This window comes from Agromyces aerolatus (assembly GCF_031432255.1).
Classification (GTDB): domain Bacteria; phylum Actinomycetota; class Actinomycetes; order Actinomycetales; family Microbacteriaceae; genus Agromyces.
Genome location: NZ_JAVKGQ010000008.1, coordinates 63,162 through 80,063, shown reverse-complemented (window position 1 = coordinate 80,063; position 16,902 = coordinate 63,162). Strand labels below are relative to the sequence as shown.

General features: G+C 67.6%; 11 protein-coding genes and 2 tRNA genes. 10 read left to right on the top strand and 3 right to left on the bottom strand.

The genetic code is table 11. The features are described from left to right. Nucleotides 1-16: 16 nt before the first annotated feature. Together RH864_RS11645 and RH864_RS11640 are read right to left on the bottom strand one after the other, a co-directional pair. Nucleotides 17-2,305 (bottom strand): RHS repeat-associated core domain-containing protein, encoded by a 2,289-nt coding sequence (locus RH864_RS11645; protein WP_310517725.1) that lies wholly within the window; start codon nucleotides 2,303-2,305, stop codon nucleotides 17-19. A gap of 520 nt (nucleotides 2,306-2,825) precedes the next feature. Further along, nucleotides 2,826-5,681, bottom strand: a complete 2,856-nt coding sequence (locus RH864_RS11640) for an RHS repeat-associated core domain-containing protein (RefSeq protein ID WP_310517724.1) — start codon at nucleotides 5,679-5,681, stop codon at nucleotides 2,826-2,828. A 247-nt stretch (nucleotides 5,682-5,928) separates the two neighbouring features. On the opposite strand from RH864_RS11640, the gene RH864_RS11635 reads away from it, so the two are divergent. From RH864_RS11635 to RH864_RS11605, 7 genes are all read left to right on the top strand, one after another. Further along, nucleotides 5,929-6,013: transfer RNA gene (locus RH864_RS11635), tRNA-Ser, on the top strand. A 100-nt stretch (nucleotides 6,014-6,113) separates the two neighbouring features. Further along, nucleotides 6,114-7,382 (top strand): LCP family protein, encoded by a 1,269-nt coding sequence (locus tag RH864_RS11630; RefSeq protein ID WP_310517723.1) that lies wholly within the window; start codon nucleotides 6,114-6,116, stop codon nucleotides 7,380-7,382. Nucleotides 7,383-7,444: 62 nt separating this feature from the next. Further along, a tRNA-Ser gene (locus tag RH864_RS11625) sits at nucleotides 7,445-7,533 on the top strand. 436 nt (nucleotides 7,534-7,969) lie between these two features. Next, on the top strand, nucleotides 7,970-8,851 hold the full coding sequence (locus tag RH864_RS11620; RefSeq protein ID WP_310517722.1) for an SIS domain-containing protein: 882 nt from the start codon (nucleotides 7,970-7,972) through the stop codon (nucleotides 8,849-8,851). Between the two features lie 52 nt (nucleotides 8,852-8,903). After that, nucleotides 8,904-10,010, top strand: a complete 1,107-nt coding sequence (gene nagA / locus RH864_RS11615) for an N-acetylglucosamine-6-phosphate deacetylase (protein WP_310517721.1) — start codon at nucleotides 8,904-8,906, stop codon at nucleotides 10,008-10,010. Continuing rightward, nucleotides 10,004-10,963, top strand: a complete 960-nt coding sequence (locus RH864_RS11610; RefSeq protein ID WP_310517720.1) for a 1-phosphofructokinase family hexose kinase — start codon at nucleotides 10,004-10,006, stop codon at nucleotides 10,961-10,963. The genes nagA and RH864_RS11610 overlap by 7 nt, the downstream gene beginning before the upstream one ends. Next, nucleotides 10,960-11,796, top strand: coding sequence for a class II fructose-bisphosphate aldolase (locus RH864_RS11605; RefSeq protein WP_310517719.1), 837 nt, complete (start codon nucleotides 10,960-10,962; stop codon nucleotides 11,794-11,796). The genes RH864_RS11610 and RH864_RS11605 overlap by 4 nt, the downstream gene beginning before the upstream one ends. Before the next feature lie 28 nt (nucleotides 11,797-11,824). On the opposite strand, the gene RH864_RS11600 is transcribed toward RH864_RS11605, so the two are convergent. Beyond that, nucleotides 11,825-12,781 (bottom strand): ROK family protein, encoded by a 957-nt coding sequence (locus RH864_RS11600; RefSeq protein ID WP_310517718.1) that lies wholly within the window; start codon nucleotides 12,779-12,781, stop codon nucleotides 11,825-11,827. Between the two features lie 129 nt (nucleotides 12,782-12,910). Here RH864_RS11600 and RH864_RS11595 point away from each other — a divergent pair, with 129 nt between their 5' ends. From RH864_RS11595 to RH864_RS11585, 3 genes are all read left to right on the top strand, one after another. Beyond that, on the top strand, nucleotides 12,911-14,641 hold the full coding sequence (locus tag RH864_RS11595; RefSeq protein ID WP_310517717.1) for a DUF4091 domain-containing protein: 1,731 nt from the start codon (nucleotides 12,911-12,913) through the stop codon (nucleotides 14,639-14,641). Nucleotides 14,642-14,706: 65 nt separating this feature from the next. After that, entirely contained in the window at nucleotides 14,707-15,498 is a 792-nt protein-coding gene (locus tag RH864_RS11590; RefSeq protein ID WP_310517716.1) for a DeoR/GlpR family DNA-binding transcription regulator, read from the top strand. Nucleotides 15,499-15,649: 151 nt separating this feature from the next. Next, nucleotides 15,650-16,900, top strand: a complete 1,251-nt coding sequence (locus RH864_RS11585; protein ID WP_310517715.1) for an ABC transporter substrate-binding protein — start codon at nucleotides 15,650-15,652, stop codon at nucleotides 16,898-16,900. The last annotated feature ends 2 nt before the right edge of the window (nucleotides 16,901-16,902 follow it).

Below are 16,902 nucleotides of genomic sequence, written 5' to 3'. Positions count from 1 at the left end.
CGGTTCGAGCACGTGGTCATGTGGCGATCAGGATGGCGATCGCGGTGAAGTCGGTCTGGGACTTCAGGGCGGGCATCATCGAGTTGAATGCCGTCATCTCCTCGTCCGTTCCCTTGAAGGCCGGCACGACCGCCTCTCGCGCGGCAGCGATCGACTTCTCGGCGTACGCGATGAGGCTGCGGTGCGCTTCGAGGAATTCCCGGAGTGCTGGGCCGGTAAGGTCGGTCGCTTTGGCGCCGAGCTGCACGACGGCGAACTCGTAGTCTCTCAGGACGGATTCGAATGCAAGTCCGCTGCCATTCAGATCTTCGTCGAAGGGCAGGTTCGGGTGAAACTTCCGGTAGTCCTCGTACACCGCGGTCCGGCGCCCGAAGTCGGTTGCGGTGGAACGTTTGGCGAGGTACGTCCGTAGCTTGAACGTCTTCAACGCCCGGTCGAGCGGATCCATCGCTTCGTCGGTGATGTCGTTCGTGACCTGCGCGATCGGTTCGGCCGGACGGGCCTTCGCGATGACCTTGGGTGCGGCAGCGGCGACCGCCGTGATGAAGCCGACGCCCATGAGGGCGTATTCGGCGTAGGTGAAGTCCTTTTGGGTGTCTTCGTCGACGAACTCGGTGATGTGGTCGTTGAGGTAGCCGAGCACCGCGAGGGTGTATCCGGCGACGTTGGCGAGCAGACCGACCGTGGCGGCCGACGAGACGAACGAGATCATCGCCGGCGCGAGACCCGTCAGGGAGACACCCCAGCCGGTGGCGAGCGTGAAGAGCACGCTCGCGCCGATGACGAGGCCGTTGATGAGGTCGGGCATGGCGTAGTGGCCCGAGGGGTCGATATGGGTGATGGGGTTGGCGTTGGCGAAGCCGTAGCGGTTCTGCAGGGGGAGGGTGTCGCGGGTGGTGAACTGCATGCTCGCGGGGGCGAAGGTGCGGGCGGCGAGGTGCTGCGTGCCGGTGGGGTTGGTGTATTCGCCGGCGTAGAGGAATGGGTAGCGGGATGCCTCGGGGGTGGTGGGTTCGGTATCGGAGGCGCTGATCGTGGTGGTGGTGCCGTAGTCGGTGTAGGTATAGCTGGTGGTCTGGGTGCCGGTTTCGGTGGTGAGTTCGGTGGTGTTGCCGTGACGGTCGTGGGTGGCGTAGGTGGTGGTGGGTCTCGATACGCGTGCTCCTTCGTCGCTCGCTACTCGACCAACGGAGCGGGACTCGCGGGTGAGGGCGGTGAGGTAGCTCGCAGACTGCGTCACACCGTCGGTGGTGTGGGTGTCGTTGAGGAGGGTGCCGTCGTCCCAGTAGAACCCGGTCGTGCGGGTGTCGGTCGTGAGGGTGGCACGGTCGCCGGTGGCCCAGTACCCGGTGGTGAGCACGTCCCCTTCCGGGGTGATCTCCTGCACGGGCTCGTTCAGGGCGTTGTACGCGTACCGGGTGCCGTCGGCGGCCAGGGTCACTCGCCCGTAGGTGTCGAACACGAACCCCTCAGCCACCGTCCTGGTCTGCCCGGCGTCGTTGGTGAACGTCAGCTCGATCCCGGTCGGCCGATCCATCCGACCCGGCGCGGCACCGTCCCGGTCGGGATACGTGAATGCCTGCCGCTGCAGCACCCGCTCACCCGAGGACGTGACCACCGACGTCTCCCGGCCCGTCATCAGCTGCGCCCCGTCGTACACCGACACCACCCGGGTCACCCCGTCAGTGACCACCGTCTCAAACCCCGTACCGGCACCACCCTGCGCGGATGCCCCGGCATCCGACACCGCGGGCCAGCCGGACGCCAGCCCAGCGGTCGCTTCCCACCGCCGCTCCAGGACCTGCTCACCGGTCACCGGGTCGGTCACCACGATACGGTCCACCGCCGCCGTCCCGTCCGCCTGGTGCTGCCACGTCAGGTTCGTCACCGCACCACTGGCCGCACCGACATTCCCCGCCAACCCCGACGGGGCATACCCGACCGTGGTGCGTGCCCCCGTGGCATCCGTCACCGCGGCCACCCGACCGCCCGACAACTCGACCGCCCCGACCGACCGCGGCTCGCCATCGCCGGCGCGGCCCGACACCACGACCCGGTCCGGATCCGACCACCCCAACTCCGTGACCACACCCGTCTCGGTCACCACCCGGGAAAGCCGGTGCCCGGGCTCCCACACCCAGTCCACCCGGCCGCCATGCGCGTCCAGCTTCGCGACCGCGTCACCGGACGCGTCGAAATACGACACCAGGCCGCCCAGCTCCCGCAACACGAACGCATACGCCCGCTCACCCAGCACCCCATCAGCCCGGGCCGGCAACACCCCCGCCGTCTGCGAGAACCGCACCTCATCACCCTCATACCCCGCCAACCCCGACGGCACCGAATCCGACACCTCGAACGCCCCCTGCACCCCACGAGCCGGCACCACCCGCACCCCACCCTCGGTGTCGACGAACCCGACCCCGGACACCGACTAGCGCGGACCGAACCCGAATCGGCCCGCCCCCGAACCGTGCGAATCCCAGCCCAATGTGACGCCGCCCAACGGCACCTCGAACGACCACGCCCCCGAACGCTCATCTACGGTGCCCTGCACCCCGGCACCCATCCCGAACGCCCCCACCACCGGCGAACCCGCCCCGGCACCCTCGGATGCACCCGCCCACGACGGCGACACCCCACCCACCACCAGCCCGGCACACACCACACCACCCAGCACCGCGGCGCACCACGAGCGCCGTATAGCTCCACTCACGCCCGACATCGCACGCTCCCTGCATAGTAAACCGCCGACTAGAATATCAGAACACTCGGGCCCGAGTTCCGAATATGACGCTGTCGATCTGATCGCCGTCGGTGGCGGGTCACGTCGCGAAGAGTCGGGCGACCTCAGGGAAGCCGGCGTGCTTGAGACCTGGAGATCTCTCGTTGAGCCGTCGCACCATGCTTCCGGCGGCTCCGGGCGAAGCGATCGCGAGCTTCTTCAGCCCGCCGATGATCTCAGACCGTGCCGAGCTGATCGCATGCTCGATGCCCAAGATCGTGTCCCGGTGTTCCGTGAGAAAGCTCGCGACCTCCTGATCCGACATGATCTGTGCTTCACGGCCGGAGACGCGCTGCGTATAGCTCGTCATGAGCGATCTGAGTCCGGCTTTCGCCTTGCCCACGGTCGATACGACGTTCGAGTCCGGGTTCAGCTTCCTGTGCGTCTTGTAGGCAGCCGTGCTGCGCATCTCGCGGAGGGCGCCCGACCGGCCGCCCATATAGGAGCGGACCAGATCTGACTTGACCAACTGGGGTGCGACGACCGGGAGCCCCGCTTCGCGGGCGGCCCAATTGGGGCCGGCTGGGTCGGAGGTGACTGAGACGACCTCTCCTCCTCGAACGTGACCCGTCGGAACCGAGGTATCGAGAGCAGTCGGCTGAGTGACGTGCTCGGCTGACGAGACTACGGGGCTGGGCTCCTGCTTCGTCGGCGGGCGGACTGAGGTCGAATTCGCCATGGACTTGCCGAACATCTTCGGTGCGGCGGCGCCGAGGGAGCCGAGCAGGCCGATGGCCATGAACGCGTACTCGGCGTGGGTCATGCGCTCGTCGTCGGCGGGTTCGAGGAACTTCTCTCCGTGATCGTTGACGAGCCGCATGACGGCGATCGTGGTCCCGCCGATGTTCGCACCCATTCCGACGAGTGCGGACCCCGCGGCGAACAGGCCCCAGCCGGTGAGCGGTGCGGCCATGCCCCAGGTTCCGGCCACGGTGATCGCCGTGAAGGCGACGGCCAGGCCGATGGTCAGGCCGTTGATGAAGTCGTGGATGGCGAATCGCCCTGAGGGGTCGACATTGGTGATCGGGTTGGCGTTGGCATACCCGTACCGGTTCTGCAGGAATTCGAGGTCGGGGCTCGTGAAGCTCATGGTGCCCGGGTTGTAGGTGCGCACCGCCAGATGCTGGGTGCCGGTGGGGTTGGTGTACTCGCCGGCGTAGAGGAACGGGTAGCGGGATGTCTCGGTGGGGGCGGGTTCGGTGTCGGAGGTGCTGAACGTGGTGGTGGTGCCGTAGTCGGTGTAGGTGTAGCGGGTCGACTGGATGCCGGTTTCGGTGGTGAGTTCGGTGGTGTTGCCGTGGCGGTCGTGGGTGGCGTAGGTCGTGGTGGGTCTCGCTACGGGTGCTCCTTCGTCGCTCGTGATCTCGATACGCTTCGCTACTCGATCAACGGGTTCGGTGAGGGTTCGGGATTCGCGGGTGAGGGCGGTGAGGTAGCTTGCGGTCTGGGTGGTGTCGGCGGTGGTGTGGGTGTCGTTGAGGAGGGTGCCGTCGTCCCAGTAGTACCCGGTGGTGTGGGTGGCGGTGGTGAGGGTGGCGCGGTCGCCGCTGGGCCAGTACCCGGTACGGAACACGTCTCCGGTAGGGGTGGTTTCCTGCACGGGCTGGTTCGCGGCGTTGTAGGCGTACCTGGTGCCGTCGGCGGCGAGGGTGAGGCGGCCGAGGTCATCGAACACGTAGCGCTCGGACAGCGTCCTGGCGGCGCCGGCCCGGTTGGCGAGCGTGAGGTCCATTCCGGTGGGCCGGTCGGCACGCACCGGCGCTCCGCCGTCGCGGTCCGGATAGCTGAATGCCTGGCGCTGTACGACGTGGTCACCCGACGGGGTGCCCAGAATCGTCTCCCGAGCGGTCATCCCTCGCGAGGGGTCATACGTGGACACCACGCGATTGGTGCCGTCGGCGACCGACGTACGGTACTCGCCGCCGGACGACGCGGGCCATCCTGAGGCGAGACCCTCGATCGGCTCCCAGCGGCGCTCGGTGACCGGTTCGCCGGTCGCCTGGTCGGTGACGACCACCCCGGCGGCGGCCGGGGTGCCGTCGGCCAGGGTCTGCCAGGACACGGCGGTGCCCGCGCCCGTGGCCGTGAGGACTCGGGACGCCAGCCCCGAGTCGGTGTAGCCGACCGAGGTGCGCGCGCCCGAGGCATCCGTGACCGCTGCGACCCGGCCCCCGTCCAACTCGACCGCGCTCGACGGCCGGACCGGCCCGTCGGGGCCGATGCGGGTCTCGATCGCGACGCGGCCAGCGTCAGACCAGTCCAGAGCCGTGACGACGCCGGTCCCGCTGACGATGCGGTCGAGCCGGTGCCCGTCGTGCCACGTCCAGTCCGTTCGGGTCCCGTTCGCGTCGAGCTTCGCGATCGGATCGCCCGCGGCGTCGAAGTACGACACCAGCCCGCCGAGCTCTCGCAGCACGAAGGCGTACGCCTGTTCGCCGACGAGACCATCGGCCCGGGCCGGCAACGTCCCCGGTGTCTGGGAGAACCGGATGTCGTGACCTTCGTAGCCCGCCAACCCGGATGGCACGGAGGCGCTCGCCTCGAAGCCGCCCAGGGTGCCACGTGACGGAACCACGCGCACGCCGCCCTGTCTCTCCACGAAGCCGACGCCGGCGATCGACCACCCGAACCCGAGCCCGAGCCGGTCGGTGCCAGCGCGGCGCGAGTCCCACTCCAACAGGACCTGGCCGGCGGACACCTGGAACGAGAACCCGCCGGATCGCTCGTCGACCACGCCGTGCACCCCTGCGCCCATCGGCAGGCTGCCGAGCGCCGGAGTGCCCGCGCCCGAGCTCTCACCGGCTGACGACGGCGACACCCCGCCGATCACGAGCCCCGCGCACAGCATCGCGCCCACGGTTCCCGTCCGCCACGAAGGCCCACCCGCTCCGAACATCCTCGCGCTCCATTCCTACGTGGCCGTACCGCGAGATCTCCCAGAAGAGGAGAAGTAGGTATACTAGAACATATAACGATCATTCGCTATGGAACCGGGTTCCAGGTTGATGGCCAGCGACTCGGCCGCTTCAGGGCACTCTCAGGCGTGCCTGCGAGGCTGGCGAGGATGTGCGTCCGCTAGAATCGGCCCATCTCCGCGCGATGACGTGCGTCGTGCCCCTGCGCGGCGCCCGGTTGCGCGGTGGGGAGGGCTGTCCGAGCGGCCGATGGAGCTGGTCTTGAAAACCAGTGGGCAGCAATGCCTCGTGGGTTCGAATCCCACGCCCTCCGCACTACAGAGCTTGTCCCGTCCCGTCGACCGTCCGAGAGGAGCCCGGTGAACCCCCAGGTCCCGCGTCCCACCTCCCGCCGCGCCGCAAAGACCCCGTCCGTGGCGCGCCACGGGCGCCTCCGCGCGCACAACGTCTGGAAGTCCATCGCGAAGGTCGTGGCATCCACCGTCGCCGTCGTGCTCGTCTCGGGCACCGCGGTCGCCGCGTATGCGGCGTGGGACCTCGCGAACACCGTGCAGCCGACCGTCAAGCTCGACAGCGAGAAGGTGCTCGAGGGCGTGCCCGACGTCGGCGCCATCGAGGGTGGCGTGAACCTGCTGATCATCGGCAGCGACAGCCGCGCCGGCCAGGGCACCGGCTTCGGCGACCCCGACGAAGAGACCGCCGTCCTGAACGACGTGACGATGCTCATGCACATCGCCGAAGACCACTCGCACGCCGAGGTCATCAGCTTCCCGCGCGACATGCTCGTCGACATCCCCGCGTGCAACGACCCCGACAACCCGGGCGAGATGCTGTACGAGCAGTACGACCAGAAGATCAACACGGTGCTGTCGTACGGCGGCATGGACTGCGTCGCGAAGACCGTCGAGAACCTCACCGGGGTCACGATCCCGTTCGCGGGCATCGTGCAGTTCCTCGGCGTCGCCGGGCTCTCCGAGGCCGTCGGCGGCGTCGACGTGTGCGTCGCCGAGCCCATCGAAGACGAGTACACGGGCATCTTCCTCGACCCGGGAACGCACACGCTCGCGGGCATCGACGCGCTCCAGTTCCTGCGCACCCGCCATGGCGTCGGTGACGGCTCCGACCTCGGGCGCATCTCGAACCAGCAGGTGTTCCTGTCGTCGCTCGCACGCAAGCTGCAGTCCGACGGCACGCTCGGCGACCCGGTCAAGCTGTACTCGATCGCGAAGGCCGCGCTGGCGAACATGCAGCTGTCGAGCAGCCTCGTCGATCCGACGAAGATGATCTCGATCGCCAAGGCGCTGAAAGACACCGACCTCGACAAGATCGCGTTCATCCAGTACCCCACCGCGTACACGGACGGCGGTGGCGCGGTCGTGCCGACCGCGGCGGCCGATCTCGTCAACGCGGCACTGCAGCAGGACCTCCCCGTCACGTTCGACCCCAACGCGCAGAACAACGACTTCGGCTCAGCGGCCGACCCGAACGCGGCCCCGCCCGAGACGCCCGTCGAAGAGGCGCCCGTCGAGGAAGCGCCCGTCGAAGAGGCACCCGTCGAGGGTGAGGCTCCGGCCGACCCCGCGGCGCCGGCACCGACGACCGAGGCGCTGCCCGGCAACGTCGCGGGTCAGACCGCGGCCGAGACCCGATGCTCCTCCGGCCGGACCCTCGCCGACCAGTAGCCGAATCGTCAATCCCGGCACCTCCGGGTTATGATGGCAGTCGCGTGCGCCAGCGCACGCAAGGAGACGTCGCATAGTCCGGTCGAGTGCACCACCCTGCTAAGGTGGAGTCCCCGTAAGGGGACCGCGGGTTCAAATCCCGCCGTCTCCGCGCTGTGATGTGTCGGGACATCGACGACAGATGTCTCGGGACATGCACGACAGAAAGCCCCTCCTTCGGGAGGGGCTTTCGTGGTTCTTGGGGCTGGGAGTCGCGGTCTGGGTTGATGGACGGCCACCCGTTCATCGGGATACGCGGGCGCCTCGTCGAATTGTCTCGATTCGGCCGGAGGATTACAGCGACTCGGGCCGGTACGAGATCGGCCCGGCACGAGGATGGGCTCCGGCCGCTGCGCCGTCGATGCTCTCCGATAGCACGGCCGTTTCGGGCCGAATCCCTCGTCGGCGTGGTCACGGACCTTGAGTCCGCGTTCGTCCGCAGGTCAATGATCGAGTAATCAGTACGACTGATTGATTATGCGTATTTTATTGACTGATGATGCAAAGTAGTGCATTCTTTCAAGTGTGAACGTCAGTCAGGAGCGCGAGTGAGCCACGTCAGTTCGGAGATCGAAAGTCAGCCCGAGAGCTGGGCGCGCGCGGCCGCTGCGGGTCGGTTCTCTCGGGAGCTCCCTCAGCGGGGCGAGCGCGTCGCCGTCATCGGCTGCGGCACATCCTGGTTCGTCGCTCAGTCCTACGCGTGGCTCCGTGAGCATGCCGGACACGGCGTGACGGATGCCTTCGCGGCGAGCGAGCACAGCATCGGGCTGCGCGACTACGACTCGATCCTGCTGATCAGTCGCTCAGGCGAGACCACGGAGATCACCGATCTGCTCGACCAGATCCGGCCGGGGACACGAGTGTGCGCACTGACGGCCGACCCGAACGCGTCACTCGCCCGCCGACTCGGGGACGCGCTCGTGCTGGACTGGGCCGATGAGAAGTCGGTCGTGCAGACCCGTTTCGCCACCTCCGCCCTCGTCGCGCTGCGCGCATCTCTGGGTGAAGACCTCGGTCCGGTGATCGACGCGGCGAAGGGAGCGATCACCGAGCCGCTCTCGTCGGCGCGGAGCGCGCGCCAGTTCACATTTTTGGGCCGTGGCTGGGCTGTGGGGATCGCGCACGAAGCGGCGCTCAAACTCCGCGAGGCGGCCCAGGTATGGACTGAGTCCTACCCGGCGTTCGAGTATCGCCACGGACCGATCAGCATCGCGCAGCCGGAGCGCGTGGTCTGGTCGTTCGGATCGACCCCTTCCGGGCTCCGTGACGATGTCGTCCACACGGGTGCGCTCTTCGTGGAGACGCTCAGCGACCCGCTGGTGGATCTGATCCGTGCCCAGCAGCTCGCCGTGGCGATCGCCTCCGATGAGGGCTTGGACCCGGATCATCCTCGGAACCTCAGCCGTGCGGTCACGCTGACCCAGCGTTGACGCAAGCGAAGGTGACACGGGCGTGACGACGCATGTGCTGGCAGGCGCGCGAATGGTGCTTCCGGATTCGGTCGTCGACGAAGGCTGGGTTGTCGTGGACGGCGGCCGGATCTCCGACATCGGATCGGGGACGCCTCCCCTCCCCGCGACGAATCTGGGTGGCGCTTGGTTGCTGCCCGGCTTCGTCGATCTCCATGCCCACGGCGGTGGCGGCGGCAGTTTCGCCGGCGGGGAGGACAGTGCGCGCGTCGCCGCAGACTTCCACCTGAGACACGGCACGACCAGCCTGCTCGCCAGCATCGGCACTGACGACGCGGCGCAGATGGCTGCGAGCTGTCGTGCGCTCGTCCCCCTCTGCGGCGATGGCACGATCCGCGGAATCCACCTCGAGGGCCCGTTCCTGTCGGTCGCGCGTCGCGGCGCGCATCGCACCGACCTTCTGCGGCTTCCCGACCTGACCGTGCTCGAGGAGCTTCTGACCGCGGGCGCGGGGAGTGTTCGCTCCGTGACCATCGCGCCCGAGCTCCCGGGTGCGCGTGACGCGATGGCGAGGCTGGACGCCGCCGGCGTCGTCGTTGCCTTCGGGCACACGGATGCGGACGCCGAAACCATGGTGTCCGCGCTGTCAGGCCGACGCGGCTACATCACCCATCTGTTCAACGGGATGACGCCGATGCATCACCGTGAGTCGGCGGGTGCCATCGCGGCGCTGCTCGATCCCGACTGCATGCTCGAGCTCGTGAACGACGGAGTGCATGTCCACCCCCAGGTCGTGAACCTGGTGTTCGCCGTGGCGACCGGACGGGTCGCACTCGTCACGGATGCGATCTCAGCCGCCGGAATGCCAGACGGCAGGTACGGTGGCGACGGGCACGAGGTCGACGTGAAGGACGGACAGGCGTGGACGACGGACGGCCGCTCGCTCGCGGGAAGCACGCTCACGATGTCCGCCGCGCTGCGCAACACCGTGCAGGGCGGGGTGTCGATCATCAATGCCTCGGAGGCGGCGTCGGGGACTCCCGCGCGCGCACTCGGACTCGACTCGGAGATCGGCTCGATATCCATCGGCCATCGCGCCGACCTCGTCGTGCTCGATGACACGTTCGCGCCCCGACAGGTCTTTGTCGCGGGTCTCGCGCGTCAGGCGACCGCGTGCTGACCCTGACGCTGAACGCCGCGCTGGATGTCACCTATCGGGTCGACGAGCTCATCGTCGGGCAGAGCCACCGAGTCGAAGCTGTCAGCAGTCGAGCGGGCGGCAAAGGCGTCAACGTCGCCCGCGTCCTCCGCCAGCTCGGCAGGAAGGTCGTCGTATCCGGGCTCGTGGCGGGTGAGGTGGGAGAGGGCATCCGCGCCGATGTCGTCGGCGCCGGGATGACCGAGGCGTTCGTCTCCGCCGAGGGCGAGTCTCGGCGCACCGTGACCATCGTGGACGCGCGTGGTGCGACCGCCTTCAACGAGTCCGGTGCGGCGATGACACTTCCCGACTGGACGTCGGCGGAGCGGAAGATGCGAAGCCTCATGAAGGGCAGCAACGTGATCGTGGCGTCGGGGTCGCTGCCCCCGTGCGCCCCGGAGGACGCCTACGCGAATCTGACCGAAGCGGCGCATTCACACGGCGGCCGGATCATCGTCGACGCCTCTGGACCTGCATTGCTTCATGCCGCGAGAGCCGGCGCCGACGTCCTCAAGCCCAACGCCGGAGAGCTGCTCGAGTCCACAGGGTGCACGAGCGTCGACGACGGCGTCGACGCACTGCTCGACCTGGGCGCGGGCGCCGTTGCCGCATCCCTGGGAGCGGAAGGGCTCATCGTGCGCAGCCGCAGCGGTTCGGTACGCGCGCGGCCGATCCGTGGCGTGAGTGGAAACGCGACGGGCGCCGGCGATGCCGTCGTCGCGGCGCTCGCGATCGCCCTGGATTCGGGATGGACACTCGCGGAATCGGCCCTGTTCGCGGTGTCGCTCTCCGCGGCGGCCGTGGCGCACCCGCTGGCGGGAAGCTTCGACGCCGACGTCTTCGGGGAACGTCTCGCCGAACTGGATGACGACGGCATGCACACCACACAGCTCCTCGCGGTCGCCGCGGGTGACGAGCAGGGAGAGCGACGATGACACTGACGACGACGGCCGAGCTGATGTCCGAAGCGCAGCGCGCAGGACGCGGAGTCATGGCGTTCAACGTCATCACCCTCGAACAGGCGGAAGGGGTGCTCGCCGCCGCGGAACTCGCCCAGTCCGACGTCATCCTGCAGGTCAGCGAGAACGCCGTGGAATTCCACGGCGGGCGATCGGCGCCATTGATCGGCGCGGCTGCCGCACTCATCCAGCCGCTGGCGATCCGTGCTTCGGTCCACCTCGATCATGCGACGTCCATCGACCTGTGTCGGCGGGCCGCGGACGAGGGGGCGTCCTCCGTGATGTTCGACGGCTCTCGTCTCGACTTCGTCGAGAACGTGCGCGCCACGCGAGCGGCAGCAGAATGGGCTCAGAGTGCGGACGTCTTCCTGGAGGCCGAGCTCGGCGAGATCGGCGGGAAGGGCGGCGCCCACGCGCCGAACGTCCGCACCGACCCGGAGGAGGCGCGGCAGTTCGTCGCGGAGACGAACGTGAATGCGCTCGCCGTCGCCGTCGGCAGTGTGCACGCGCAGCGGGACCGCACCGCCAAGCTCGAGCAGGACCTCATCGCCAGACTCCGTGACGTTGTTTCCGTCCCGCTGGTCTTGCATGGATCATCCGGCGTGCCCGACGAAGAGATTCGTGAGGCGATCGCGAACGGCATCGTCAAGGTGAACGTGGGCACCGCGCTGAACTCGGCATACACGCAACGACTGCGGGAGCACCTCTCGGTGAACCTCGACGGCTCCGACCCCCGCCCGGGCCTTCGCGAGGCCCGCGACGCCGTCAGCCTCATCACGCGCCAGCTCCTCGACGTCGCACGGCACTGAGGTCGACTGCCGACGTCACGCGAGCGGGTCAGGCGACCTGACCCGTCATCGACCGCGACACCAGATCGCGGGCGATGAGCGCGGCGCCGACGAGCCCCGCATCCTGTCCGATCGCCGCCTGCATCAGGAGCGGGCGTCGCTGCGTGCCGATCCGGCGGTCGAGCTCGGCTTGCAGGGGGATGAAGAGGTCGTCGCCCGCTTGGGAGAGGCCGCCGCCGATGATGACCGCCTCCGGTCCGAGCACGTCCACGACGTGCGACAGTCCGATCCCCAGCGCTTCGATCGCGGTGTTCCAGACGTCTTGCGCCACGACGTCGCCGGCTCGCGCACGAGTGAGCACGACCTGCGCGCCCGGCACCGAGGAGCCTGTCGCCGCCGCATATCTGCGCGCGATCGCTCCCGCCGACGCGATCGCCTCGAGGCATCCCCGTCTCCCGCACGCGCAGAGGGGACCGGCGGGGTCGATCACGAGATGTCCGATCTCGCCCGCGTATCCGTCCGCCGAGTAGAGCTGTCCGCCAGCGAAGACGGCCGCGGCGATTCCTGTGCCGATGACCACGACGATGCAGTCCCGATAGGCCGCGGCAGCGCCGAGCCTCTGCTCGGCGAGCCCCGCTGCCCTCACGTCGTGACCGAATGCCACGGGAATGGGCACCCGGTGCGCGATCTGATCGCGCAGGGGGACATCGTTCCAGCGGAGGTTCTCGGCCGACACGCACACGCCGGCGTGCTCGTTCACCGTACCCGGTGAGACGACGCCCAACGATGCGACGGCGACCTCCGGGTGCGCCTTGGCGAGTCGGCTCCAGATCGTGGCGATCTGGTCGACGACCTCCGGGACCCCATCGCGTGGGTCCGGCAGTGTCGGCTCACGCACGATGCCGAGCATCTCGCCCAGCTCGTCGAACAGCGCAGCCTTGAGGTCGGTGCCGCCGATGTCGAATGCCGCGACGGCTGATCCTGCGCCGAGAAGCGTCCGCGCCATTCCTACTCCGTTCTCGCCGGCGAGCGAGCCGGCATGATTGTTTGTGATCTTATAGGATAGGTAACAATCAAACAGTCGCAGTGTCGCCGTCTGGAGGCCTGCCGACCGGCGGACTGAAGGGTCGAAGTCATGATGGAACGCGAGAGCGAGATGGCGGCCGAAGACACGGCTGCGAGTTGGACGTTCCGCACCGTGAACTCGCTCACCAAGGTGTATCCGGACTCTGAGCCGAGCGAACAGGACGCGCACAGCGATCCGATCGTGTTCCTCGGCGAGACCGTCTCGTTCCAGATCGCGATGCGCCCACCGGCCGTGACCGGAGCCCCGCGTCCCGTGCGTGTCTCGGTCGGGCGCGCAAGCGCTGACGTCGTCACGCTCTCGATGGTCGATCTCGTCCCGTGCGATCTTCCCGCCTTCCCGGGGCACGACGACGGATACGACCGGGATGCTCCGGGTCTGTACCCCGATCTGCTGACCCCGTTGAACGGAGACTCCCTCTGGCTGGAGGAGGGCGTGTGGAGTTCGATCTGGGTGGACGTACGCGTGACCGACCCCGCTCGCGGGCCCCGCATCCCGATCGTGATCGCACTCCGCGACGACGCAGACGTGCTCCTCTTCGAACATCGCTCATCGGTCCTCGTCGTGCCGCGCGAGCTGCCACCGCTCTCGCTGATCAACTCGCACTACATCCACTGCGACTCCCTCGCGCAGTACTACGGCGTCGAGATGTTCTCCGAAGCGCATTGGCAGATCCTCGAGCGATTCATGGCGTCCGCCGGGGCGATGGGCGTCAACGCGACCATGGCGCCGATCTGGACGCCGTCACTGGACACGGAGAAGGGCGGTCGTCGGCTGAAGACCCAGCTTCTCGACATCTCGCTCGCCGACGGCAGGTACTCCTTCGGTTTCGATCGACTCGGGCGATGGCTCGACGTATGCCGACGGGCGGGCATCGACTACCTCGAGATGGCGCACTTCTTCACGCAATGGGGTGCCATCGCCACTCCATCGATCTATGTCGACGTCGACGGAGTCGAGGTCGAGCAGTTCGGCTGGCACGTCGAGGCACAAGACCCGTCCTACCGCGCGTTCCTCGAGCAGCTCATGCCTGAGCTCATCGCGTATCTCGACACCGAGTGGGACCTCACGCGGATCGCATTCCACATCTCAGACGAGCCGAGCGGTGAGGAGGGGCTCCGCAACTACATCGCGGCGAAGTCAGTGGTCGCCGACCTCGTCGGACCGTGCGTGATCATGGAGTCGCTCAGCGACGTCGCCTATTACGACAACGGCGTCGTGCCGCAGCCGGTCGTCGCCACCGACGCGGTGCAGCCCTTTCTTGCGCGAGCCGTGCCCGACCTGTGGGTGTATTACTGCGTGGCGCAGAATCGAGACGTCGCAAACCGGTTCTTCGCGCTGCCTTCGAGCAGAAGCCGGGTCATCGGCCATCAGCTGTTCGCGTTCGACTGTGCCGGGTTCGTGCACTGGGGGTTCAACTTCTACAACTCCCAGCTCTCGCGGAGACCGATCGACCCCTTCCTCGACACGACCGCGTCCGGTGCATTCCCCGGGGGCGACACGTTCATCGTGTATCCCGGCGACGAGGGACGACCGCTCGAGTCGATTCGCTACCGAGTCTTCGCCGACGCCATGAACGACCTGCGCGCCATGGCGTGGCTCGCCGAACTTGCGGGCACGAGCGAGGTGCTGACGCTGATCGACACCGACGGACGCGGAGGGCGCTTAGGCTTCGACGCCTTCAGCTACGACCCGCTCCACTACCTGGAGGTGCGGCACGCGATCAATCAACGCCTCGCCGGGCTTCTCGCCGAAGGTGAGCCGGCGATCCGGTCGGCGTGACCCTGCCGCCGACGAGGGGGCAGACTAGATTGTCTCGAAACTGAACGCGGATGGTGGTGCACGCGATGAATCGCGCAGAACGGCTCAACACATTGCTCGACATGTTGGCCGAGACCGGGCGGCTTGAAGTGGATGACCTGGTGGCCAAGCTCGGAGTCTCGGCGGCGACGGCTCGTCGCGACCTCGACACTCTGGCCGCCCAGCAACTGCTCAGTCGCACCCACGGCGGAGCCGTCGCACAGTCCGTCGCCTACGACCTGCCGCTGCGGTACAAGCAGGAGCGACAGGCCTCGGAGAAGAACGAGATCGCGCAGGTCGCGAGCTCGCTCGTCCCGACCGGCGCCGTCGTCGGCCTCTGCGGAGGAACCACCAGCACCGCGATCGCGAACGCCCTCGCCGCACGCGCCGACCTCCTCGAGCCGTCGCCTCACCCGAACCTCACCGTCGTGACCAACGCGATCAACATCGCCGCGCAGCTCGCCATGCGCCCGCAGATCAAAGTCGTCGTCACGGGCGGCGTCGTGCACTCGCGCTCGTACGAGCTGGTCGGCCCGTACAGCGACATGGTCCTCGAGCGCATCACCCTCGACATCGCCTTCATCGGCGTCAATGGCATCGACCCCGTCATGGGGGCCACAGTCCACGACGAGGGCGAGGCCAGCATCAACTCACTCATGGCGCGCCGGGCGGCTCGCGCCGTCGTCGTCGCAGACTCCAGCAAGATCGGGCGCAAGGCCTTCGCGACGATGGGAGGCGCGCACCTGTTCGGCACGCTGATCACCGATCGCGGCATCACGGACAAGCAGAAGGCCGCCTTCACGGAGCTGGGGATCGAAGTCCTGGTCGCCGAAGCCTGACCCGGCTCGAGCACGTCCTGAGCGCGGAGTGCAAGTTTGTGATTGATTTTGCTTGCACTCAGTCACAAAACTGCTAATATCTTCAACGCCGGGACATCTTGGAGGCGACGATCGCCAGCCCCTGCATCCATCCAATGAGGGAGTTTGCACCGTGATCAGAAGGCCCCTTCTCGCCATCGGCACCATCGCCGTCGCAGCGCTCACCCTCGCCGGTTGCTCCGGCGGCGGTGATGGTGCGTCCGATGCCAGCCCGTCGACGCTCGAGCTCTGGATGCCGCCCCTCGCGGTGGACGGATCCTCCGACAAGGAGCAGTGGGATGAGATCCTGATCCCGTTCGAAGAGGAGCACGGCGTCGACGTCAACGTGACGATCGTCGACTGGGGCGCCTACGAGGCGAAGTTCCTGACCGGCATCTCCGGAGGAGCCGGGCCAGACGTCGGCTACATGTACAACGAGATGGTCGGCGATTACGTGAACCGCGACCAGCTCATCCCGTTCGATGACTACCTGACCGAAGAGCAGAAGTCGAGCTTCCTCTATCTCGACAACGGCAAGATCGACGGCGTCCAGTACCTGATGCCGTTCAACGTCGGCGGCGCTCGGGTGCTCTACTACAACAAGGACATCTTGGACGCCGCGGGTGTTGAGCCACCCGTCACGTGGGACGACTTCGTCGACGCCTCCCTCACGGTTGCCGAGGCCGGCTTCACGCCGTACGTCGCACCGTGGGGCGACCCCGCGCGCGGCATGATGAACGCAGCCTTCTTCCCCTTCCTGTGGCAGGCCGGCGGTGACATCTTCACGGAGGATGCCTCAGCCACCGCCTTCAACAGCGAGGAGGGCATCGCGGCTGCGACCTTCGTGAACTCCCTGCTCGAGGAGGGCGTGATGCCCGATTCGGTGACGGGCATGGCCGGCAGCGAGTCGGATACGGCATTCGCCTCCGGAAACGTCGCGTTCTACATGAGCAGCGACGACACGTACAACGTGTTCGCGGACGCCGGCGTCAACCTCGGCGTCATCGACTCGCTCGAGGACGAAGCCCAGGGCACGTTCTTCAACGTCGACTCGCTGGTGATGCTCAAGCAGTGCGAGTCGCCCGAACTGTGCGCCGATCTCGTCTCCTTCATGCTGTCCAACGACGTTCAAGCCGAAGTGCGCACGTTCGTCCCCCAGCAGCCGATCTCGGCAGGCGAGCCCTCCGAGAGCCCGCAGGTCTTCCAGGATCTGTACCAGCAGAAGCCCGAGATCCTGCACGCGCTCCCGATCGCTGCGAACAGTGTGGCGGTCTACAACGCGCTCTACACGAACCTCCAGCAGATGCTGCTCGGCCAGAAGACGCCGGAACAGGCGATGGAGGATGCGGCGGAGGCCGGAGATCTCGCGCTGAAAGGCGAGTGAAG

Bases quoted from the DNA above. Each gene is read 5' to 3' on its own strand.
- RH864_RS11595 (WP_310517717.1), top strand. From the start codon at position 12,911: ATGATGGAACGCGAGAGCGAGATGGCGGCCGAAGACACGGCTGCGAGT.
- nagA (WP_310517721.1), top strand. From the start codon at position 8,904: ATGGTGCTTCCGGATTCGGTCGTCGACGAAGGCTGGGTTGTCGTGGAC.
- RH864_RS11590 (WP_310517716.1), top strand. From the start codon at position 14,707: ATGAATCGCGCAGAACGGCTCAACACATTGCTCGACATGTTGGCCGAG.
- RH864_RS11640 (WP_310517724.1), bottom strand. From the start codon at position 5,681: ATGTTCGGAGCGGGTGGGCCTTCGTGGCGGACGGGAACCGTGGGCGCG.
- RH864_RS11600 (WP_310517718.1), bottom strand. From the start codon at position 12,781: ATGGCGCGGACGCTTCTCGGCGCAGGATCAGCCGTCGCGGCATTCGAC.
- RH864_RS11605 (WP_310517719.1), top strand. From the start codon at position 10,960: ATGACACTGACGACGACGGCCGAGCTGATGTCCGAAGCGCAGCGCGCA.